The sequence below is a fragment of the Thioalkalivibrio sp. ALE19 genome (assembly GCF_000428605.1).
GTDB lineage: Bacteria > Pseudomonadota > Gammaproteobacteria > Ectothiorhodospirales > Ectothiorhodospiraceae > Thioalkalivibrio.
The window spans coordinates 1-22897 of sequence record NZ_AUAG01000034.1 but is presented as its reverse complement, the minus strand read 5'-3'; the positions used below and the strand labels follow the sequence as shown (position 1 = coordinate 22897).

Sequence of the window (22897 nt, the reverse complement as noted above, 5' to 3'; positions counted from 1 at the left end):
GCCCCCAAGAGCAGCAGCAAGTGCAACACCACATCGCACCAGACTTGGTCGTGCTAACCGTGGGACGCAAGGAACGGACTGGGTGATCCTGTGTAGGTAACGTGCAGGCCACGGATGGCACGCGTGGCGGCCACATGCAGCAGCGCCCGTTCACTCGTCTCGGTCGAACGCCGTTCGGTGGGGTCCTCGCTGGCCTCCAGCGCCCGGCGCAGGGGGACCACGCCGTCGTTCACCTCCACGATGAACAGGTAGCGGAACTCCAGCCCCTTCACGCGGTGCATGGTTGCCAGGCGCACACCGGGCTGGTCGGAACGGTCGGCCTGTTTACGCGAGACGGGCCGGACCGCCAGTCCCTCGTTCTCCAGACGCGTGCGGAAGTCGTCGACGATGTTGTTGGTGCGGGCCACGACGCAGATGTCGGCCCCCGCGACGCCCTGGTCTTCCTGGAGCTCGCGGATGCGACCGGCAACCCAGACGGCTTCCTCGTCCCGACTGCCGAACCCCTGCACGACCGGGGCGTCGCCGTGCATCAACGAGCGGTAGCCGACACTGGCGTCGTCACCGCCATCCAGGTCGTCGATGGCCACGCCTTCCAGGACGGACATGGCAAAGCGCCGGGTCTCCTCGGTGGTGCGGTAGTTGATCCGCAGCTTGCGGCTGCGCCCGCGCACCTCGATCCCGCAGTGGCTCAGGGCGTAGCGGCGTCGGTAGATCCGCTGGTGGCCATCGCCGACGATGAACATGTCGTTCCCGCGCTGCGGAACCAGCATGCGCAACAGCCGCATGACCTGCGGACCCATGTCCTGCGCCTCGTCGACCACCACGGCGTCGTACGGCAGATAACCGCCCTCCCCGCGCTCGATCAGATCGGCCGCATCCTGGGTGGCATCCTCGTTGGTCCGCAGTCCGCGCTGGTGCAGCTGGATGCGCAGTTCCTCGAATACCGGCCAGATCGCGGCGCGCTGCGCGCGCGTGAGCGCCACCCCGCGCCCCGTTCGCTTCGCGCGGAAATACCCCGTCCGGTCGGTCACGCGCTGCGGCAGAACCACCCGCTCCCACTCTTCGTGGAAGAACGAATCCGGCAGGTCGATCTCTGCCGGGCGCTGGTCCAGGGCCAGCTCCCAGCATTTGCGGTACTCGTCATCCTGGTCGTAGACGATCCGGCTCGGGTAATCGTTGCGCTTGAGGAAGCGGCTCACCCACTGGTCGATGTGGGTAACCTCGATGCGGTCCATCTGCTCCTTCGAGCAGATCTTTTGCAGGTTGGCCTGGATGTCGGTCGCCAGGTTAGCAGTGAACGTGGTGAACAGCACCTTGCGCTTCGGGTCACTCAGGGCATTCTCGACCAGCCAGCGGGCCCGGTGCATGGCCACGACGGTCTTGCCCGTGCCCGCGCCGCCGAGCACGCGCACGGGGCCATTGGTGTTCCACTGCACCAGGCGGCGCTGGGAGGGATGGAGGAACACCCGCCAGCGCTCCAGCGGGGCCTCCAGCATTGCCTGCAGTTCGGCGTCGTCGCTGACCACCATGAACCGGCGTTGCGAGTGCTCCTTCTGCAGGGCCGCCGCAAAATCCTCGGTGTCGAACCCCGTGTCCGTCTCCGCCTGCGACGCCGCGTACTCCTGCTCCACCTGCTGCAGGGATTCACCGGCGGCCAGCATGTACAGGGCCTCGAAGGATTCACGCGGCAACGTGCTCTCGAGCGCCTCCAGTTCCTCCGCGGAAGAAAGCGCCCGAACCTGACCCAGCATCGACTCCGGCACACCCAGACGGAGAAATTCGCGATCGCGCAGATCGAACAGAGCCCCGGCCTCCACGGTCGCTTCATCGGCGGCCTGAGGCTCCGGCGTTGCACTGGCTTCGTTCGCTTCGGCGGGTGCGTCGGGGGCGGTTTCGGTCGAACTCTGCAACAGCTGCAGCGTGCCGGTGTTCGGATGCACCTTGCAGCGGTGTCGCCGAGCCCAGTCATAGGCGTCGTCGTGCTTGTCCACCCACAGCAGGACGTAGACATTACCGGTCTCCGGCTTGAGCACGATCGCCCGAAAATCCTGGTCGATCCGCACCGAACGGAAGTTCGGGTCGGCCACCTGATTGAGCTTTTCGTAGTTGATCCCGGAACTGAACGGATCGCGCCGGAACTTGGTGACGAACTCCTGCACCTTCTTCTGCTTGCCGCGCGGGATCGCCGCAAAGGCCGAGAAGAAGTCGTCGGAGATGGCCACCATGGGCTGAAGATCGGACATCATGCCTCCTGCATTACTTGGTTGGCCACGGCCTGAATGGTTTCCTCATCGAGGCCGACCCACACGCTCCAGCCTCGCGCCTGCAGAGCCTCCTGCGTCGGTGGATCCGGGTCGACCAGCAGGCCCGTGCGGGCGTCCGGCCAGGCGAGTTCCAGTTCCGCGACGATCGCGCCGGCCTCGTCCGGCAACTCGTATCCACTGTCGGGGCACGACACGCCCGCCTTCTGCAGATCCGCCACGGCATCGCCGAACAGGGACAGTGTCCGCAGCTCGGTCCAGCAGGCGTCTTCACCCGCGGATGCCGGTTCGGCAGCAGCCGCCTCCGCGGTATCCACCGCCTCTTCGGTCGGCGCCGGGGCATAACGCTCTCCTTCGACGCCGAGCGCGGAGGACAGCGAGAACCGCGGCGCGAACTGCAGCAGGTTGGACAGGTTCCAGAACGCCTGCCACGCCGTCTCGAACGGCTTGTCCGTCGTCGGGTTAGGGTCGTCGATGAACAGGGCGACCGCCAGTGTCTCCCGCAGCGCTTGAGCGTCCTTCTGGAAGGTCGCCACGGGCAACCCCGCCACCATGCCGGCCACGCCCTCGTGCCCGGAGAGGACCGACAGGGCCCCGCCCATCGCGAAGACGTCGCCGCCGGGCGGTCCGGCCACACGCTCCGCGCTCCAGCTCGGCACCCGGGCCTCGAGCGCTTCGGCCACCGCCTGGCGCAGGCCGGCATCGCGCGCGGTGCGCTGATCCAGCATGCAGAAGGCGCGCGAGAAGGCCGCCTCGCGCAGCCATTCAAGGGCCTCGTCGCCCCCCTGGAGATACTGAATCAGCCACCGAAAGCCCCCCTGCTCCAGCCCGCCACGAAACTCGCCATGGGGGCGACCGCCGTTGTTCGCCGTCAGCGCGTTGTAGCGCTTCACCATATCCGGCAACTGGGCGGATTCCAGCAGCTCCACCCCGGCCCGGGTCGGCTCCTTGCCGCTTTGCGGCAGGTCATTCCAGCCCAGGCTCCAGACATGGAAACGGCCGCTGTCGAGGATCGCCTGGCGCTTGGCCGTATCGTCCGCCAGGTTATCGAAGTGTACGGAAAAGCCGTCGACGAAGACCGCCACCGGTTTCTGTCCGTCGCCCGCACGCACCGGCCAGAGCACGAAATCCGGTTTGCAGGGGACCCGCACCCCGTCGGCCGCCCCCAGGTTGCGCTGCAGTTCCAGTTTCCAGGCGCGCGTGGAGGCGGCGGTTTCCGGATCCTGCCCCGGCGGCTGCAGCGTCAGGAAATAGCCGGGCTTGCCGTTCACCAGTTCCTGGCTGGCGCGCACGCCCGCGTGTGCATTGCACAGGGCGTCCAGAAACCGTTGCTCCAGCTCGCTCTCGACCAGGCTGTTCAGGTGGACCTCCTCCACCCCGTCGATCGGCTCCAGCGTGTCGGCGTGTTCCAGCATGCGGCCGAGCAGGTCCTCGGCGGCGGCCCGCGAGATCTTCGGCATGCGGTAGCGGTCGCGCCAGGCCAGCACGCAGGCGTAACAACCGTCGCGATCCTCCTCTTCGCGACACTTGCAGGTACGCACCACCTCCCACGCCCGGCGCAGCACATCCAGCAGCGGCCCGGTGTCCTTCAGCAGCTGCTTCAGGTAGCCCGTACCGCCCGGCACGCTGTCGTAGAGGACCAGGTAGCGGCGGCGGCTGCCTTCGCCCGGTGCGGTGTAATCGGTCACCCGCAGGTGGTCGACACTGCCACGGAAGTATTCGCGCAGCCCCAGGTTCAGGGCCGCGATCAATGAGTGCAGCCGCACCTCGGATTCCGCGAAATCCGCCAGCGGCAGGAGGATACGGATGGCCTCGGAATGCAGCTCCCGGAAGAGATACAGGCTGGAGTGATAATCCTCTTCGCTTTCCTCGGCGCCGGGGCGGGCGAGCGGGCAATCATAGGCATGCGGGAACTGCCCCGGGCGCGGAGCACGTCCGCCGGGGCGACGGACCTTGCCGCAGTGGCGGCAGATGCGGAACCCGGGACGGGCGTTCAGATCCCCCGCCACGCGGAATTCGGCCTCCTCGACCCCGAGCTGGCCAAAATTGATCTCGCGCAGCGTCACCTGCGGGATGTACTCGAACGCGAACGGCAGCTCCTCTGTCGCCAAACGCCAGGCCCGGCGCGGCTGTTCGGGGTCGATGTCCACCAGCATCTGGCGGGTGTAGAAGACCGGCTGGCGATCATCGGCGTCATCCCCGATGCGGCTCTCACGGTCATCGGCCGTGGCGAACACCTGGCGCATGCGCAGCACCGAGCGGCGCTGCTCCGCGTCCGCCCACTGGGCGCTGCCGCAGCGCGGGCACACCGAGTGCGGATCGCCCGAGGTCTCCAGGTTCTCGACGTACTGGCAGTTGTCGCAGAAGCGCCACTGCTGCACGGAGTCGGCGGCCAGATCCACCTGATCGATCTCGACCGCGCGCCCCTGCGCGTAAAAGCGGTTCAGCGGTGCCAGCTCCGCCAGGGCGGCCTCGGCGGAACGCTGCATCTGGAAGTTCAGGCGTTCCATCCGGGGGCGGTCGGCCTCGCCCTCGTCCGACCCGGCGCCTCCGCGGGTGCGGCGCAGGATGATCGACTGCAGGGTCACCCCTTCCTCCGGGAAGGCGTAGTTCGGGATCAGCCCCTCGTCGGTCAGGAAGTTCAGCGTGTGCTGGTGGTTCAGGTGGCGGCGCAGCGACATCAGCGCCTCGCGCTCGCCGCGCGCGCCCGCCAGGCGCTCGCGCACTTCGTCGTCCTCCGGCCCGCTCTCCAGGTTGCCGATTTCGCGCTTCAGGCGGTCGATGCGCCGGGTCCATTCGCGACGGCGCGTGGCCGTCTCGCGCAGGCGGTTCAACAGGCGCCAGTCCAGCCCCGGATGCTCATCTTCCGGGGCGCCGAACAGGAAGCGATGCAGGCTTTCCCGCGTGGCGTCCTCGAGGCCGGGGAACAGCGCGGTGAAATCGTCCATGATCGCGCGGCGATGGTTCGCCACGTATTCCAGCCAGTCGTGCGGAAAACGCCGGGTGTCCTCACGTTCGATGGCATCGAGCACGATCTGCATGCGTCCGGGGATCGCGTCGTTCTCGATGCCGCTGGCCGCCCAGCGATCCAGGCAGAAGGCCATCAGCTGGCGCTCCAGCACGGCCGCCGCGTTCAGGAACACCCCCGGGGGCTCCACCGAGCCCGCCAGCATCTTCAACGGATCATCGAAGAAGTAGTTGTCGTGCCCGACCCCGTTGGCCACCGTGACCGCGAGCGAGTTGCCGTCGCGCCGGCCCGACCGGCCGATGCGCTGGAGATAGTTGCTCTGCGACGGGGGCACCGAGCACAGCAGCACGCTGGACAGATCGCCGATGTCGATCCCCATCTCCAGCGTCGGTGTGGCCGACAGCAGGTTCACATCCCAGGGCAGGGGATCATCGCGTTTGAACGAGCCCTCGATGGCCGCACGCCCATCGCTGTCCAGCAGCGCGGTGTGTTCCGCCGTCACCAGGCGCGTGGGGGCGCCCTGCCCCTCCTGAAGCGCGTCCTGCTCCGACGGTCGATCCGGTTGTTCGTAGTGTCCCTCGCAGGTACTGCGCAGGCAGGGCACGCCGAGCCAGTGGCGGTGCTCGTTATCCAGCACCTCCACCGGGTGCCCGCAGACGCCGCAGTGCAACGACTTCACCTGGATCCCGGCATACCAGCGCTGCGGATCCAGCCCGTACACCGCCTGATCCCCGACCGGTCGTTCCAGCAGCCAGCCGTCGCGCCGCAGCACGTCGACGGTCAGGCTCATCACCTGGCGGAACTCCGGGCTCGCCAGCACGTGTTCGTCCGTGGCCAGCACCCGATCGAACCAGGCCCGGAACCACGATCCGGACTCACCGTGCAGGTCGTCGAACGACTGCCCCACCCGGCCCAGGGTCCACAGCGCCGGCGGACGGGCGGCCCCGCCATAGTTCGGCAGGAACAGGCTCAGGTTGAACGGCTTGTAGGTCTTGCCGCGCGCCTGGATGTACTCGTCGAGGAACGGGTGATAGAAGGCGCCCCGCGTGCGCCCGCGCCACAACAGCCCCTGCAGGAAGGCCTGCACCTTTTCGACCCCGACGTCCCGCAGCGGCCCGATCTCCTCCGAGAGCCGGTAGGCCAGCGCCCGGGCCGTAGACAACAACTCGTCCTCGATATTCACGCCCACGGTCGCAATGCGGCCGCGTTCCAGCGTGCGACCGATGCGGGCACGCAGACCGAAGCCCTGCATCACCTCCCACTCCAGGCGCTGGCTCACCAGCTCCGGCAGGTCACTGCCGGACGGCAGCGCATCCGTCGCCACCAGCTGTTCGTAATCGCGCAGCCACACCATGTTGGGTGCGATGAACGTGCCGACGAACCGCGCGTCGTCCCCCAGCACCCGGCGCCAGTAGCGCGGCATCTCGCGCGCCACCATGGCCAGGTCCAGGTCGCGCCCGCGATCGTTCACAAATTGGGCGATGGCGCGGCGCACCAGCGTGGTGTACGTCCGCGCCTCGAAGAACCCGGCCCGGTGCGCCGCGTCCTGCACCGAGTCCGAGAAGGCGATCAGCTTGCGATGCTCGTTATGCAGTGAGTGGTAGAGCTGCCCGATCACCACACTGGAGAGTGATGCCGCGCGTGCCCCCAGCAGGCTCAGGCCATCGCCCGCACCACAGAACGGGCAGTCGTGGTGGCTGACACGAACCTTGTGCTCTCCCCGTCTACGTTCTCGAGTCATATCCGGCTGCCACACGCGAACGCCGGCATCCGATTCGCAGGGAGAACCGTCCGGCCCGCCAGCCTCGGCCGAGCGCCCCGGGCGCAACTGCCCTTGTTCCGGACACGCCCAGCCGACGAACCCCGCGGTGCCCTGCGACCCCGTGCGCGGCGGTTGATCCTCCAGCGGGAACATCAGGCACGCATCCGGATGGTTACCGAACCACGCGTTGTAGATCGCGCGCAGATCATCCTCCAGGCGGCCTTCGTCCGGACGCTTCACGCTCGCCCAGCCGGTGGCGTGGCATTCCCGGCAGTGCACCACCGGCAGGTGCAGCCCGGAGCGCTGATCCGAAAGGCTGTCCGCAAAATCCAGTGCCGGCTCCGGCGCCACGCTCGCCACCATACGCCGCAGCTCGCGCAGCCAGAGCTGCACCCGCACCTCCACCAGCGGTGCCAGGCGTTTGTCGTCGATGCGCCGACGCGCGGCGGACACCAGCGCCAGCAGACTGTCCAGCATCGTCAGGGCCGGCTCGGTGCCCTCCAGTCCGAAGCGTTGCGCCCAATCTTCGGCGATGTCATTGAGTTCCACCGGCCCCTGCTCGCTGCGATCCAGCAGCTCCGCGAACCCCTCGTGCGCCACCAGCTCCCGTCCCAGTTCCACCCGTGCGTCATCACGCTCCCTCGGGTCCGCGGAATCCAGCTCCAGGGACCGGTCCAACCAGATCTCGGCCTGCCTGCGCAGCCACTCTTCCGAAGTGCCCGGGTTTCGCGGGCGCATCCGCGGCAATTCCGACCGGGCTGGCCAGCGCCAGCGCGAGTGCTCCGTCGTCTCGCGGCGACCCGCCGCCTCCAGGTACTCCTCCGGCGACAGGCGCTCTTCCAGCAGCACCGCGTCTTCGTCGAACGGCGTGGCGAACACCTCTTCCGCGTAGTCGCGCAGGCGACCGGCGGCCTGCGCACCGCCGATGGTGGCCGACGTACCGACGCAGGCGAGCTTCCCGTCCGGTGCCAGACGGTCACGCAGTCGGCGGATGAGACACGCCAGATCGGTCCCCTGCGCCCCGTCAAAGGTATGCAGCTCGTCCACCACCAGATAGCGCAGCGTGTCCGGCTCGTTGAAACGCCAGATCGACTGGTCCTGCGGACGCATCAGCAGGAAATCCAGCATCTTGTAGTTGGTGAGCAGGATGTCCGGAGGATTCTGGCGCAGGGTGTCGTGATCGGTGATCACGCCCTGCGCGCTCATGCCCGTGGTCGGCGTGCTTTCCCGGTCCCCGGTGAACAGCCCGACCGAGACCCGCCCCCGCAGGCCCTCACTCTCGTGGATCTTCTCGGCGATGCGCCCCGCCTGATCGCGGGCAAGCGCATTCATCGGATAGATCACGATCGCCTTCACGCCCGGGGCCGAGCGTGCGGCGGCATCCTCCAGCAACGGGTAAAGAAAGGACTCCGTCTTCCCGGAACCGGTCCCCGTAGCCACCAGCGTCGAGCGCGGCACGGCGCCGCCCAGGCGCTCGAAGGCCCGAGCCTGATGGAGAAACGGCAAAAAACCGAGCTGAACGTACTCGAACGGCGACGGCGCCTCCGGATCCGCCGTCCGGAACGGCAGCCCCAGACTCAGATACGGCCCCTTGAACAGCGCCCGCGGATCCGCCAGCAGATCCTCCAGCGGGGTCCCGCCATCGACCCGGCGGAACCCCGGGGTCGTCATGGGGAAGGTCGCCCGCAGAAAGTGCCGGACCCCTTCTCGCAATTCCGTTGCTACAACTGCTGGCAGCATGCCGCTCCTTTATTCCCGCTCACCCCCGGAAAGGCGAGCGTACCGAGCACGCCGGCGCGAGCCCAGCCACCCAGCCGGCCGTCAGCGACGACGCCTTCCGGCCCCCTCACGGTCAGAATCCCCACATTCGATCCGATCCCAATCATTCCGTCGATCGAAAGTTCGTCGGAATTTGGACCCGGTTATCCAGGTGCGACAACCGAACCCGACACCGGCTCCCGATCACCCTCCTATGCAAAACCGAACCGCTCCTTAAACTCCTGTAGGCTCATCGCCCTCTCTCCGGATCCCAAAACTTCTAATTGCCGATTAACGGCAGCTTCTATATCCCTTCCATCTCCGTTTTTAATGGCCTCCACCAAGTCGTCCGCCACAGCATTGGCCTGCCGAAAAATATTAAGCATCTCCCGACGGAAAGACGTCCGAAGAACCTCGCGCGCATTCTCGGAGTCCACCCATTTCTCCTGGGCCAAATGGAGCCTTCGGTCGCCCTCTTTTCTCGCAGCCGCCTCCATCCTATGCGCAGCCGCGATTGCCTTACCGGCCTCAATCAACCCGGCCACCAAAAAAGACGTTCTCCCTCCGGCCCCCTTCAATAACCCAACAACACCCACAACGGAGTGGGAATCCCCATTAAAAACATCTATTTGACGCGATTGACTACTGTGTTCAACCCCGGTCACACACCATGTCGCAAAATGCTCACAGTTATTCCATGGAACGTTATAACTATCTTCTCCCAACCTACCTCGGGCCCTTTCAGCAGCATCCATCCCTTCAAATGGTGCCGAGTCATAATGAATTACCGCATACCCCCCGTTTTCTTCTATGGCCGCAAACTCTTCCAATGGAACCTCTTGCACCGACGAGCCCTGGCCGCTACCCGAACCACCGGCATAATGAATCACCGTGTAATCGCCCACATAAATTCCATGGTGCGTATAGACTCCACCCCATCGACGGGATACCAGGTGATCTCCCACCATTGGCTCGCCGGAACCCATCCGGAGAAACACCCAAGTATGCTCCAGAGCGTCCTCAATCTCCCGCAGATCCCGCCCAAGCCCATCCAACAATTCTCGGACGGTCTTCTGCTGTTCACATGCGGTTACAATACTTTTTCTCATCGACTAACCTTAAAGTGCTTGGCTACCGTACAGCTGCACCCGACACGATAGCCGACCCGCCCACAACAACACCTTAACTCGAGTGCACAACCCCCTGCTCGAGATCGCCCCACGCTGCGCACGCTTCATCGGTCATACTTCCATCCTCCTCAAGAATGGGCAGATCCAGCCACTCATACACAAGCTTACCTACATTCCTCAGTTGACAAAGAATATCGAGATCTTCATCGCTGAATTGCACCGTGTGATTAACAACCCCGGCCGAACCATTCTCTGCAATCCCTTTTTGCACGAGCATGTCAGAGACCCTTTCGTTATAACCGTCCAGCAGCAACCGCAGCCTGTCCACCTCTTCTTCATACAGCCCCGCAAACGCTTGGACGTCTTCGAGCCGGTCGACACCCAAACGCATCTGCTGAACATGCTCCAGCACAGTCGCTCGATACTCCTTGGCGTTAGCAAGCTTCTCTTCTGAGTTCGCGGCATACATCCATCCACCAACAAGTAGTGCGGGTGCAGCCACCACACCACCAAGCACCGCCATCCCTCCGGTCACACCGAGGCCACCGGCCGACAGGGCGCCACCACCTAACCAGGCCATGGTCGCGCTATTAGCAGCAGCCCCCGAGAGCGTTCCAATCGCCGTACCCGTTGAAGCAGTTCCAAACATCCCCACGGCCGAATACGCGCCGACCCCAACAAGTGCGGACGAACCGAGAGAGGAGATTCCAGCCTGAATCAGTGAAGCGTGGTTCTCTGTCATTTGGCGCATATCGGACGGAATCTCGCCAAAATCCTTTTTGGAGTCGCCACCTTTTATGCTGGGTTCTATATCCACCTGTCCTGCCGCCAACTCCAGGAGAGAGACGCACCGCGCCAGCTCGCCTCCGCCAACACGGATCTTCATTTCTCCGAGCTGAGCAAGCGTGTCCTGTGTCGATTTTCTGGCGGCTTCGAGCTTCTCCACCTCATCATCGAGCATACGCTCACTTTTTCTTTTGACATGATCGGCCTCCTGGCTCGCCTGATATCCGTCGTAGGCTTTTTTCCCACCCATGACACTTGCCGCCGCTGCCGCGGCACCGATAACTACGGGGATAAGCGGTATCATACTACGTCCTCTTAGATTTCAATCAACGCTCTGCCCTGACGGTTCAAAGACAGCATGTTCTGCGCCCATTCGGCCATCAGCGAATAAAGGCGACGATCGATTCGACAGGCATCACACATCCGGTCGACGATTTCTTTCTGCGCGTCATCAAAATGATCGTTTGCGTAAACAAGGATCAGGGCTTCCATGAATATGATTCGGCGACTCTGGAGACTTTCGACACTTGACAGGCAAGACTCGATATCCGAACCCTCGAATTCGCGCACCACTTCATCCAGATCTTCATCCAGACTCATTTCTTTCTCAAACTGCACGAGTACTTCTTTCTCCGTTTCCTCGTACACGCCATTCGTACGGGCAATGACATGGGCAAGGCCGAGAAATATTTTTTTCTCGTCAAACGACAGATCGGCAAGATACATAGACTCTCTCCAAGTTTGTATTGTAGATCCCTGTTTCGACGCAGGTTTTGGATCATCTCTCATTCCCGCGACGGATTCTCGTCTACAGGCTCCAATTATAATGCCAAATGATCACTGAAGCCACCGACGTAGCCGGTTCACAAAGTTCGCAGGGAGATGCTCCCTCGAAACGGAGTTCCCACACCGGGGACACTGTTCGGGCACTTCCGTATGGCTCAATGCATCGGATTGTGGATAGACCACCTTACTCCAGCCACAGGCACGGCAGGTAAGCTTGATTGCGTTGAGACGCGTGACCATTTGTTATCCTTATTTCCATAACGCTGTTGAGTCCTGACGGCAGGATGCGGAGTCGCATTTACATCGGGATGACCCTGCTTCCGGATGCACGTGCTTGATGCGATGCCATCACTCATCCTATAGTATTCATGGTTTTATAGGAGGGTCCTCAATTCATTCCAGGCACCCACCCCAACCAGGATGCCGATACCCCATATAACGGCAAAAACCTTCGCAAGGATAGCCCACATATCCGGCCCGGAATACCGGTCCGATGCGTTCCAGACAGCTACGACTATCATCCCCTGATAGGCAAGCGCTATCGGCAATGTCACCGTCAGAAACTGGACATACGCTTCTGGCGGCATTCCTTCGAGCATTCCGATCAGCAGGTTGTAGGCGAAGAACGGCAGCATCCCGAACAGCCAGAACGTCCGTGGCAGGCCGAGGCGACCCTTAAGAAAAGTGTCGTCAGAAAGTGAATGTCTGGCTTCTTTGACCAGACGATCGCCCTGTCCGCCACCCTCAGCTCGAGGCGTTTGCCAACTGTTGGGCGTCGCCCAACCGTCGCGACTTGACTTAGGTGATTCGTCGGTGGGTTGCGGGGAATTCGGTGGGTCCGCGTCAGAGGATGCAAGAGCGAGAAGTGCCTGCATCCGTCGCTTCACGTATTCGTCACGGCCAGACTCACCGGATAGATCCTTTTGCTCGAGAACCTCGGCCAGGAGGTCGCGGTCGACTTTTCCGGTATCCCACTCGCGCTCCGCGGCCGCCCGGAGCCGGCGATCGTTGGGCTTGATGGGGCCCTGCTTTTCCAGTGCGCGGATGAATGCGAGGTCGGTCCCTGATACCCCGGTCCGGGCACCGTTCGCTCGGCCGCGATTTTGCTCCGGGTTGTCGGGTTCGCTCCGGGATGCAGTCGGCTTAGGATCAGTCGCCAGATTCTTGTCGACAGTTGGCGCGTGCTCTGGCTTGACCAGTTTTGTTCCGCACGCAAAGCAGTAGTTGGAACTGTCCGAATTGTGTTGTCCGCAGTTTGTGCAGAACATATGCCGATTCCTGCTTTGTTTCGATCACTTGCCTGGGAGCCCGCGGGACGACCAGCCCGGGCGTCGCAGCTTGTTACATATAACCGGCGCGCTCGCAGGTTCGTTGGTCAACCGTTATGGTGACATACCGCTCACCATGGGCATCGTGGTAATCGTGAACAAAGGTCACGCCAGCTCTGATTGCCGGGGCCATATCTGGATGGTTGCAGCTATCACGCGCAACCTGTTCACGCATTTTGCTTCTATTTTGCAAAGCAGTCTGTGGGTCGAATTGTTCCGGATAGAGTTCCGTGAGAGTGTATCGATACCTGATACCGGTGGAACGATCAATGGACGCGCCATCCAGGCGCACCCCGGGCTCGGCCATGATCGGCGCAGACCGGTTGATCTTCTCTATGATCGGATAAAACTCGTCATACACGGACGACGCCGCGGCGGTGCCTCGGTTCACGATCTCCATGAGGAAGCCCAGGATGAGGGCAGCGACCAGGAAAAACGCGATCCAGGAGAGAGCCTTCCTTAGTGTTTTCATTCTTCTTTCCTTTATTGGCAGAGAATCACGTTGGCGCTTACGACAAGGGTGACGCAGGGATCAGACGAGTGCGCCAATAGCCATTCACGCTCATTCTCCGAAATGGTGCCAGGCGGTGCGGTAGTCTTCTTCGCGGTTGGGGCGGAAGAAGGGGGCGTGGTATTCGATGGTGCGTTCGGTTGGGCCTCCGGGGAGGGTGTCGTCCATGTAGGTTTTGGTCACGGTGCCCTCCTGGAGGTGCTGGATGTCTTCCCAGCCGAGGGCGATGTCGTGTTGGGTGCGGTCGGGGCTGGTGATGCCGTAGCGGATGCCGTTTTGCGGGTCGGCCTTGCGAGCCTTGCGCGGGAGGCCGACGCCGGGGAGGCCCTTGTTGGGGGTGAAGACGATGCGGCCGTTGCGGTCGTACCAGGTGTCGGCTTCGTACTGGCGCATCACGGGGAACTGTACGCGGTAGATGGTGAGCAGTTCTTCCAGTGTGAGGCCGAGGGCCTGGGCGACGAGGACGTCGATCTCCAGCAGGGCCTGGCGGCGGGCGTAGTCGGTGCGCAGGGCGCAGTCGCCGTGCCAGTCGGGGGTGAGGTTGGTGAAGAAGTCGGCCGGAAGAGCACTTGCGCGCACGCAGTTGTCGGTAAGTTCGGGCGACCAACTCTGTTCCCGGAATTCGGGTTTCCACGCGGCACTCCAAATATCGGCGTAATGCGAGCTTAGACAACTGAGTGCCAATGCTCGCACAGCGGCTTGATAATGCTTGGTTCCTCCCAACTCAACCATCGGAAATTTGGCGATAACACTCTTGTTTGCGTGGCCCGCTCCGGTGGTCTTAACTTGGAAATCGACTGGCAAGGAGACTGCACCAATCAGAAATTCCACTAGATCCGTTTGTCGTTTGAACACCTGTTGAATACAAGTATGGACATTACCAACACCGGGCGGCGTCAGGGTTCCGATAATAGTTCGTTCTCCGGACTGGCTGAGCATCTCGCGGCTGAGGAAACGGTAGTAGTCGGTGACGCGGCGGGGCGCAGTTTCGCCGGGTTCGGTCCAGGGGACGACGGGGGTGCGGGCGCGGTATTCGTCGGGGGTGCAGGCGGGGACGTAGTTGGTGCGCGGGAGGTAGTCGTCCGGGATGGCCTGCAGGTCGATCTGGTCGTAGTGGCTGTTCTGGGTGCAGACGGCGCGCGGGGTCTTGTAGTACGGGGTCCCGACGAAGAAGTGCGGGCCGGAGAGGATCCAGTCGCCGGGGGCGTCGGGGAAACGAGTTTCACGGCGGATGGTGCCGTCGCGCTGCGCGTAGGTCTCGTCGAACATCACGGTCGAAAAATATTCTCCCTTCAGGTCGCCGAGGCGGCGCGGCTGGGCGGCGAACTTTTCCAGCACGGCGACCAGCGGGCGGGCGTGCAGGGCCGGCAGGCGGGCTTCCAGCGCGTCGGTGTCGGGGTCGTCGTACAGCCGCGCGAAGAGGTCCAGTTCGTGCTCGGTGACCCGGATCAGGCGTTCCTGGTGTCCGGTGGTGCCCCAGCGCATGGTGATCGATCCGTCCGGCTTCGCTGCCTCTTCCTTGATGCCGGGTACCGGGTCGTTTCCGCGATGTGCGAAGCAGCCGTCGATGGTGGCCGGCGCATAGACGTTGGCGAGGTTGAGGAAATTCGGCGATTCCTGTGCGGCACCATAGATGTTGATGCTGAAACGCGTGTGGTGATCAACCTCGGCGAACAATGTCAGTTCATTGGCGAACTGGAAATGCGCCCGCAGCCGTGGATACAACTCGCGCCGTAGCAACCCGCCTTTCGGATCGTCGTAGATCCCTTCCGGATGCAGAAAGCCGCTGACGCCCTGCGGCTGGCCGAGGCGCCAGGCGAACGGGAGGAAGCACTTGTACAGGTTGGTCTGCACGCCGCGCAGCATGGGGTAGTTGGCGGCGGCGTTGAGGAAGTTCTGGGTGCCTTCGGCCTCTTCGTATTCGGCGCGCCAGGCGGCTTCCAGATCGGGGTGTTCGTGGAAGGCCTGTTCGCGGATCTGGTTGAGCCGGGTGGCGCTGTATTTGCGCAGGACAAAGCGGGGGTCGTGGTCGCCCAGCACCCCGCCCTCTTCCCATTCCACCTTGAGCCAGGGCGGGTTGCCGAGGATCAGGTCGAAACCGCCGCGGCTGGCGAAGATGTCGGCGAACTCCAGTTCCCAGTGGAAGACGCGCCGTGCCTCGGCAATCTCTTGCGCCTTCTCAAGGCGAGGAAACCGGCCGAACAGGCGTTTGATGTCCACGACCCCAAAGCGGTCGATGAAACGGCGGCCGGCGTCGGGGTTCTGGGTGGGGGCGAAGAGGTCTTCGGTCTCGTAAGGCTTTCCGACCGGGATAATGTCCCCGAGCAACAAACTCTCGAGCTCGAACAGGAAATCCTCGCGGTCAGGCAGGTCGGCGTGTTCGCCGATGGGCCAGAACCACAGGGCGCACCAGTAGTCCATGGCCAGGCGCAGGCGGCGGTAGGCGGAAGCGTTTTTCTGGTATTCGGCGTAGAGCTCGCCGGCCAGGGCGCGGTCCTTGTAGTCGATGCTGGAGCGCTGGCCGCGGGCGGGCTGGCCGAAGATGTCCCAGGGGTCGGTGGTGCGCTCGCGCAGGTCGGCCAGCTCGCGGGCGTGCTGGTGCCACAGTTCGTCGATGCGGCGGGACAGGCGTTGCAGGCGTTCGGCGTCTTCGCGGTCGAAGGGCTTGTTGAAGGCGCGGCGCCACTCGTTAATCGCAGCGATCGCATCCGGATGAATATTCTGGACGGTCGCGTCGTTGTAGTGGGCCATGCTGCGGTCGGGCACGAGGAAGTGCCACACATGGCCTTCGGGCAGAGCCGTGCCCTGCTCCGGGTCCAGCGGGCGGTGTTCCGGGGCGTGGCGGGTCCAGCGTTCGGGGGCGTTGGCGCCGCAGGTGAGGCGGTGGGCGGGCCAGCTTTCGCGCCGAGCGCCGATCAGGGAGTTGCCGGTGCGCAGCTGAAGACCGAACCAGGGAACATGGGGGTGGTCGGCGTCGGTTTCGGCCAGGGCGGCGAGCCACAGGGAGACCTCGGCCAGCTCCACGGCCACGGGGTTCATGTCCACGCCGAACACGTTGTGGTCGGCCAGGTACATCTTCACCCGCTGTTTTTCGCGCGCGTAGTCGGCCTGGGGGATGCGTTCGTCGCGGGCGCTCTGGGCGTATTCGAGGTAGAGGTCGGCGAGCTGGTCGATGGCCTCGTTGATGAACGCGGCGGAGCCCATGGCGGGCTCGCAAAGGGTGAGGCGCAGGATGCGTTCGGCGCGGGCGGCGTCGTCCGGCAGCGGGTCGAGCTGTTCGCAGCGCAGTTCGCGCAGGGCGTATTTGACCAGCGAGCGGGTGAGCACCTCGGGGGTGTAGTAGGAGGCGGATTTCTCACGGTCGCGCCCGGCCAGGCGGTAGAGGAACTTGCCGCGCGGGTGGCGGCGCAGCACGCGCTGGCCGAGTTCGTCGCGGTCGTATACGCGCTCTTCTTCGTCGTAGTCCTCCAGCGCCTCGGCGGTGACGAAGTAGCCGGTTTCCAGCGGGCCGGGGTTGGACTTGGCGTCCTTTTTCTTGACCTCATAAAGGTCCTCGCGGGCGAAGAAGCCGCGGTAGGACAGCAGGGCCTCGTACACCGCGCCGAGCTGGTTGATGCCCAGACGCGCATAGGAGATGCGGCCCCGGCGCCGGCGGCCCTGCCCGCGCCCGCCGCCGCCCTCGCGCGACAGCGACATGAGCTGGATGACGCGCTGCAGGGTCTGGTTGGTGAACACCACCCGGTTGAGCAGCGGGGTGCGTTCGGGATCGAACAGGTGCGACTGCAGCCGCGCCATGCGGAAGCGGCTGGCGGTGGCGTCGTGCTGCCCGGTGGGCTCCGGGGCCTGGCCCTCCAGATCGAGGCCGGGCTGGGCAGCGCGGTGGTCGGCCTCGTCGTTCTCGGAGCCGTGGTGCACCAGCGCGAACAGCATGTTGAGGCTGTCGTGCAGGTAGCGGCCGTTCTGTTCGTCCGGCCGGGTGAGCGGGACCATCTCCAGGTCGCGCAGGCGTTCCAGGCTGTAGCCGCCGAGGTAGCTGGGGGCGTTCATCGGGGCGTAGCCGAGTTCGGGCCGGGCCTCGATGTAGAACAGGAACAGCAGGCGGTACATGTAGCGCAGGCATTCCAGCGAGAGCTGTTCCGGGTCCAGGCGTTCCTCGCCCTGGTAGATGCTCTTCTTGTGCTGCTGGGCGCGCGCCTCCAGTTGGGCGGCGGCCTCGTTACCCAGCAGTTCGATGGCCTCGCGCAGGGCGTACTTGAGGTCTTCGGAGACACCGTAGGCGTGCTTGTGGGCGTTGTCCTCGAGCTGGTCGAGCAGGGACTGGCCGTCGTGGTCGGTGAGGGATTCGCGGTGCAGCAGCACGCTGGTGGCGCGCAGGGCGTCGGTCTCGCGGCGGGAGAACAGCTCCACCCAGTCGAAGCGCAGCAGGCGGCCGCGGGCGTACTTGGTGCGGTCGATCAGCAGCCACTGGCGCGGGCTGGCCAGGATCACCCAGCGCGGCGGATGCGGCTGGGCGAGGATGTGGCGCGACAGCGCGGTCTGCCAGTCGATCAGGGCGTGCTCGCCCTCGCCGTCGTGCAGCGCGCGGGGCACCGGCGCGGCCGACAGGGAACGGAACTGCTCGGCGTGCAGCGGCACCTCCAGCGGGTCGCTCTCGGGGTCGTCCAGCGGGATGGCCTGCACCACCCACAGCAGCGGATGGCCGTCCGCGCCGGTGTATTCGGCGAGCACGGGGATCTCCACGTCCTCGCCGGCCGGCAGGCGCCGGGCGTGGTACTCAAAACCGAACACGCCCAGCAGTTCGCGCACCTGCTCGCGCTGGGCCTGCACGCGGCGCTCAGGGTCGCGGTCGCGCTCGAGCGCGGACTGCGCGCGCAGGTACTCGTGGGCCATGCGGCCGAGCCGGTTCCAGGGCGCCTGCAAATCGTCCGGCACCGGGTCATGCGCCTCGCGCGCGGCCTGCTCCGCGGCGTTCCAGCGCTCGATAAACGCCTTGATGTCGCCGTGGAACACCTCGCTGAGGTAGTGCTCGGAGTAGAACTCGTTTTCGTTACTGATACCGGCCCAGCTCATGGGGCGCGTCTCCCTGTTCTTGTTGCGTATCGCAGGGGTTTGGGGCGTTCAGGCGCGGCGGCCGGTGAACGCGGCGATGACCTGGATGTAGGGGGTTTTTTCGATCATCTGGGTGTCCTCCAGCCAGCTCTGGTAGTCGCGGAAGATGCGCTCGATCCGGTCCATGCGCTGCTCGCGCCGGCGCTGTTTCACGCTGTCCGCCTGGCCGCTGGTCTCGAGCTCCAGTTCCAGCTGGCGCTTGTGGCGGGCTTCGAGGGCGTCCATCGCTTCCATCTGCTCGTTGAGGCGGACGTTCAGGCGCGCCTCTTCCTCGCGGCGGCGGACGTCCAGCAGGGCCTGCGCGCGTTCCACCACCGCCGGGAGGGCGGCGCGTTCAGGCGCGGGGTCGCCGGCCTCGCCCCGGTTGGGGACCTGGCCGGGGTGCAGTTGCAGGCGTTCCACCAGCCCGGGGAGGTCCAGCTCCTCGACGATCTCGCCGTCGCGCAGCACAAAGCCGAGCCAGTCCTGCACCAGCGGATAGCCGCGACGGTTGGGATAGCCGCCCTGCAGCAGGAAGGCGGTCTCGTTTTCCGCCAGCCGCGCGGGCAGGCGCAGCAGCGGCGCGGTATGGCGCCCGAAGGCACCCCGGGCGCGGTCGACCAGCCATTCGACCACCGGGTGCAGCGACCACAGGTACTGGCGTTCGGCCCAGGGGCTGTCCTCGTCGTGCCGGCGCAGGGACTCGTTCACCTGATCACGGTCGGGCGTGAGGATGAAATGGTCATCCTCGGGCCGGGCCTCGCGCGGCAGCTGCGCCAGGCGGATGCCGAGATCGGGTGGCGCGGTGAGCGCGAGGCGCCGATCATCGCGGTCGATATCCACCTGCAGGGGCACGCCGCCGTCGCGCAGCCAGCGGGCAGTGGTGGCGGCAAAGTCGAAGTCGCTCTCGAACAGCGAGAACGGGTCGCGCGCGGGAGCGTGTTCGGCCGGTGGCGGTTCGGCCACGAAGGCATCCAGCGGCTCGCTCGCCTCGCTTTGCTGGGTGTCGAGGAAATCGCCGAACAGGGACGCGAGCTCGCCGCTGCCGGCGTCCTGCTCGTGGTCCTCGATGAACTCGCTCACCGTGGCTTCCTGTTCCTCCACCGTCCGTTCGGCCATGAACTCGGACGGGTCGCCGATGTTGCGCCCGGCCTGTTCGTCCTTTTCCACCAGCACCTCGAGCACCCGCTGCTCGTCGCGGATGCGGGGGTTGTCGCTTTCGGTGACCAGATAACGGATCTGCGGCTGGCGAGTCTGCCCGTAGCGGTCGATGCGGCCGTTGCGCTGCTGGAAGGTCATCAGCGACCAGGGCACGTCGAAGTGGATCAGCCGGTGCGAGCGGTAATGGAGGTTGATGCCTTCGGCGGCGACATCGGAGGCAACCAGTACGCGGACCTTGTCGTCCTTCGCGCCGAAGGCCTCGACCACGGCCATCTGCTCGCGGTCGGGCATGTCGCCGCGCAGCACGCGGAGCTGGCCCTGCTTGAGGCCGAGGTCCTCGGGCAGGCGCTCTTGCAGGAATTCCAGCGTGCGAATGCTCTCGGTAAAGATGACCAAGCGGTCTTCGCTATCGCGCGGCGACCAGCCCAGGCTGTCCGCCCCCTTGCCGAGCAGACGCAACAGCCGCTGGTACTTGCTGAAGCTGGTCGGGTCGATGGCGTCCACGGTCAGGCGCAGCGCCTCCAGGGCGTCGATGTCCGCCTGGCGCTCCGGCGTGGCGTCTCGCTTTTGCAGGTTGCGCAGCCGCGTCTCGATGGTGGCGCGGCAGGCCGCCGGGCTGGAGTACAGCGCCTTCTTGAGCGTGGTCCGGAACAGCCGGGCGCCGCGCGCGCCGCGGCCGTCCAGGGTGCGGAAGCGGGCGCTTTCCAGTTCCGCATACGCCGCCTCTTCCGCGGCACTCGCGCCGGCACGTTCTATGGCGATCTCGCGCTCCGGCAGGTGGCTGGCCAGATCGGCCTGTACGTCCTTCTTGAAGCGGCGGATCACCAGCCCCTTGTCGCGGAAGTCCTCGTGGGCGTAGTCCGAGGGGTTGGAGATGGCCGTGGGGTCCAGCATGTTCATCAGGCTGGCGAAGCTCTCGGCGCGGCCGTCGTGCGGGGTGGCCGAGAGCATGATGAGGGCATCCGAGCGGGTGGCCAGCAACTGCGCCAGGCGGGCGCGCTGCGAGCGTGAGCCGCGGTCGGCCACGTTGTGCGCCTCGTCGATGATGATAATGTCCCAGCGCGCCTGCTCCAGATAGTGGCGGTACTCGATGTCCTGCTTGAGGGTGTCGATCGAGATGATGGAGCGGTCGAAGTAATGGAACGGGTTGTGGTTGGTGGGGATGCGCGAACGCACGCGCTGCAGGCCCACTGAATCCAGCCGCACCAGCGGGATGGTGAAACGGTTCCAGAACTCCTGCTGGAACTGCGCCAGCATGGACTTGACCGCCAGCACCAGGATGCGCTGGCCCCGCCCGCGGGCGATGAGTTCCGAGGTGAGGATGCCGGCTTCCAGGGTCTTCCCCAGACCCACCGCATCGGCGATGAGGATGCGCGGGCGCGGCTGGGCCAGCGCCTGGCGCGCCGGATCGAGCTGGTACGGCAAGGCATCCAGTGCCGCCCGATGGCCCACATGGATCGCCTCGCCGGTGGCCGGCGTGCTGCGAAGGGCCGCTTCCATGTGCAGCAGGCTCGCGGTGTAATTCGCGCTGAGGTCGTCCTCCAGCTCGGTCTCGCGCGGATCCAGCACCCGCACGGGCTGCGCATGCCGCGCCTCCAGTGCCGGCAGGAAGGTGGCCTGACGGCCCCGCACCAGCTCGGACAGCCCTTCGCAGGTCAGCAGGCGCTCACCTTCCGGGGTCGTGTCCACCTGACGGATGCGCCACTCCGCATCGCGAATCTCCACCCGCATGCCGGGCGCCAGTACTTCGCTCATGTTCTCCCCGTGTCCGTGAGGCCCCGCTCAGGCGTCCATGGGCACCCTACCCCAAATGAATTGGGTAAATAAAGCTTCGAACCGGCGGCCGCTCGCACCCGGGCGACAGCGGCTGTCGCCTCGCGCACGCACGACATACTCATGCGCATTGCGACGCTGCGCACCATGGCCCAAGATGGCTCTAATGGCTCTGATGTCGCCTATAACGAAGGAGCCTCGCATGGCCAATTCGCGACCGGAAGCAAACGAAGAAGAACTGCGAAAGCGCCGGGAGAACATGCAACGGCGCAGCGACAGCCAGGCCGCCGCCGGTTTCGAAGTCCTTTACCGCCCGGACGATGGAGAGGCTCCTGCGGACGAAGAAGACAGTTCCCACAACCACTGGGCGGATGGGCGTAATCCCTCGCGGCAAAACCCCGTCTGGACAGCAAGCCCTGCCAGCTCGCATCATTCGGCCCTGTTCGCTCAGAGAGAATTGCTATTCATGAAGAAGCTGGTTCCAGTTGTCGGTCTGTTGCTTTTGGCAACGTCCCATGCGTCGAGCCAAACGCTCAACCGCTGTGTTGACGCCGAGGGGAATGTATCTTTCTCGGATGTTGCGTGCGATGAGAGCCAGGCAAGCGAGCAGGTGGACGTGATGCCAAACGACCCTGTCACTTCCAGGGCCGGGAAGCCCCCCCAAGAAGACCGTTCGGCGGTTTCTGCCAGCGGGGAAACGCCCACGCAAGAACGTCTGAAGCGGCGTTCCGAAGAACTGCTTGAGGAGGCCCTAACTGTACTGGATCAGCCCAGAACCCGGCGCGCCACGGGCAATCAAGGTGGAAAACACCGACATGGTAGAAGGCTACAACGTGCCTCGAACATGCTTGCTGAGGGTGCTCGTTCCGGAATTAATGACGAGCAGATGGAAGAAGGGCTCGAACTGATTGACCGTGCCGTCGAAAAGTCGAATCGGTACAGCCGTGGGCGGGACGGAAGGAAGCGGTCACGACATGAGCAACAAGCGCAGAGTTTGCTCAATCAGGCTGCTTCAGTCATGGATACAGTGCCTTCCCGGGCATCCGTACAGACTGGAGGCGCGGGTTCCGAGACCACGCCAGAACCTGGGGGACAAGTGATTGATGGCGCGGGGCACCTCCCCCCGCCGGGTCCCGTAACAATCACCAACTGCGACTCCACTGGCTGCTGGGGCAGCGACGGCGAACGCTATAACTCGACTGATGGCCAAACGTTCTTCAGGGGCAGCGGCGGCACGTGTCACCGTCAAGGCAACATGATGCATTGCCCCTGAGTAAATCGGCTGCGGTTATGAATTCCAAGGTAGATGTCAAGTCTCACCTGATTGCATTCCACAAGAGAAGACACTTCCTGTTTCATGCCCGGGAGTCGATGAGTATTGTGCCCGATGAGCGAGCGGGAGGCTGACCGCATGGCGAGTACGATCCATTCCAACGCCCACACCACACACCCCGGATCCGGCAGGAGCTGCAGGAGGCGCCGGCCAGCGTCAGCGATCCGGAACTGGCCCGGCGCTACGGCATCAGCCGCATGACGGTGCGCAAGTGGCGCCGCCGGCGCACCGAGGTGGAGGACCGGACCCATC

Annotated in this window: 11 protein-coding genes; 2 read left to right on the top strand and 9 right to left on the bottom strand. The window is 64.6% G+C overall.

Going from position 1 to position 22897, the window contains the following annotated elements:
- Positions 1-53: 53 nt before the first annotated feature.
- From F787_RS0112640 to F787_RS0112595, 9 genes are all read right to left on the bottom strand, one after another.
- A complete protein-coding gene (locus F787_RS0112640; protein WP_028492410.1) occupies positions 54-2243 on the bottom strand; it encodes a UvrD-helicase domain-containing protein in 2190 nt (729 codons plus the stop codon).
- A complete protein-coding gene (locus tag F787_RS0112635) occupies positions 2243-8662 on the bottom strand; it encodes a DEAD/DEAH box helicase (RefSeq protein ID WP_051246154.1) in 6420 nt (2139 codons plus the stop codon). Before F787_RS0112635 ends, F787_RS0112640 begins: the two co-directional genes overlap by 1 nt.
- Before the next feature lie 299 nt (positions 8663-8961).
- Positions 8962-9858 carry a lecithin retinol acyltransferase family protein gene (locus F787_RS16540; RefSeq protein WP_081694135.1) on the bottom strand — a complete coding sequence of 299 codons (897 nt, stop codon included), beginning with the start codon at positions 9856-9858 and terminating at the stop codon, positions 8962-8964.
- 73 nt (positions 9859-9931) lie between these two features.
- Complete coding sequence (locus tag F787_RS16165; RefSeq protein WP_155989614.1) at positions 9932-10969, bottom strand: hypothetical protein; 1038 nt, start codon at positions 10967-10969, stop codon at positions 9932-9934.
- Positions 10970-10980: 11 nt separating this feature from the next.
- Entirely contained in the window at positions 10981-11391 is a 411-nt protein-coding gene (locus F787_RS0112620; RefSeq protein ID WP_028492407.1) for a hypothetical protein, read from the bottom strand.
- A 434-nt stretch (positions 11392-11825) separates the two neighbouring features.
- Complete coding sequence (locus F787_RS16835; protein ID WP_155989613.1) at positions 11826-12719, bottom strand: zinc ribbon domain-containing protein; 894 nt, start codon at positions 12717-12719, stop codon at positions 11826-11828.
- 73 nt (positions 12720-12792) lie between these two features.
- On the bottom strand, positions 12793-13251 hold the full coding sequence (locus F787_RS0112605; protein WP_028492405.1) for a hypothetical protein: 459 nt from the start codon (positions 13249-13251) through the stop codon (positions 12793-12795).
- Between the two features lie 90 nt (positions 13252-13341).
- Positions 13342-18360, bottom strand: coding sequence for a class I SAM-dependent DNA methyltransferase (locus F787_RS0112600; protein WP_028492404.1), 5019 nt, complete (start codon positions 18358-18360; stop codon positions 13342-13344).
- A 48-nt stretch (positions 18361-18408) separates the two neighbouring features.
- The gene (locus tag F787_RS0112595; RefSeq protein WP_028492403.1) at positions 18409-21294 is read right to left on the bottom strand and encodes a DEAD/DEAH box helicase; all 2886 of its coding nucleotides are present in this window, start codon (positions 21292-21294) and stop codon (positions 18409-18411) included.
- A gap of 220 nt (positions 21295-21514) precedes the next feature.
- Here F787_RS0112595 and F787_RS16530 point away from each other — a divergent pair, with 220 nt between their 5' ends.
- Positions 21515-22585, top strand: coding sequence for a DUF4124 domain-containing protein (locus F787_RS16530; RefSeq protein WP_155989612.1), 1071 nt, complete (start codon positions 21515-21517; stop codon positions 22583-22585).
- A 182-nt stretch (positions 22586-22767) separates the two neighbouring features.
- Positions 22768-22897, top strand: a 130-nt coding sequence (locus F787_RS16525) for a helix-turn-helix domain-containing protein (RefSeq protein WP_369774280.1), incomplete at its 3' end; no start/stop codon positions are given.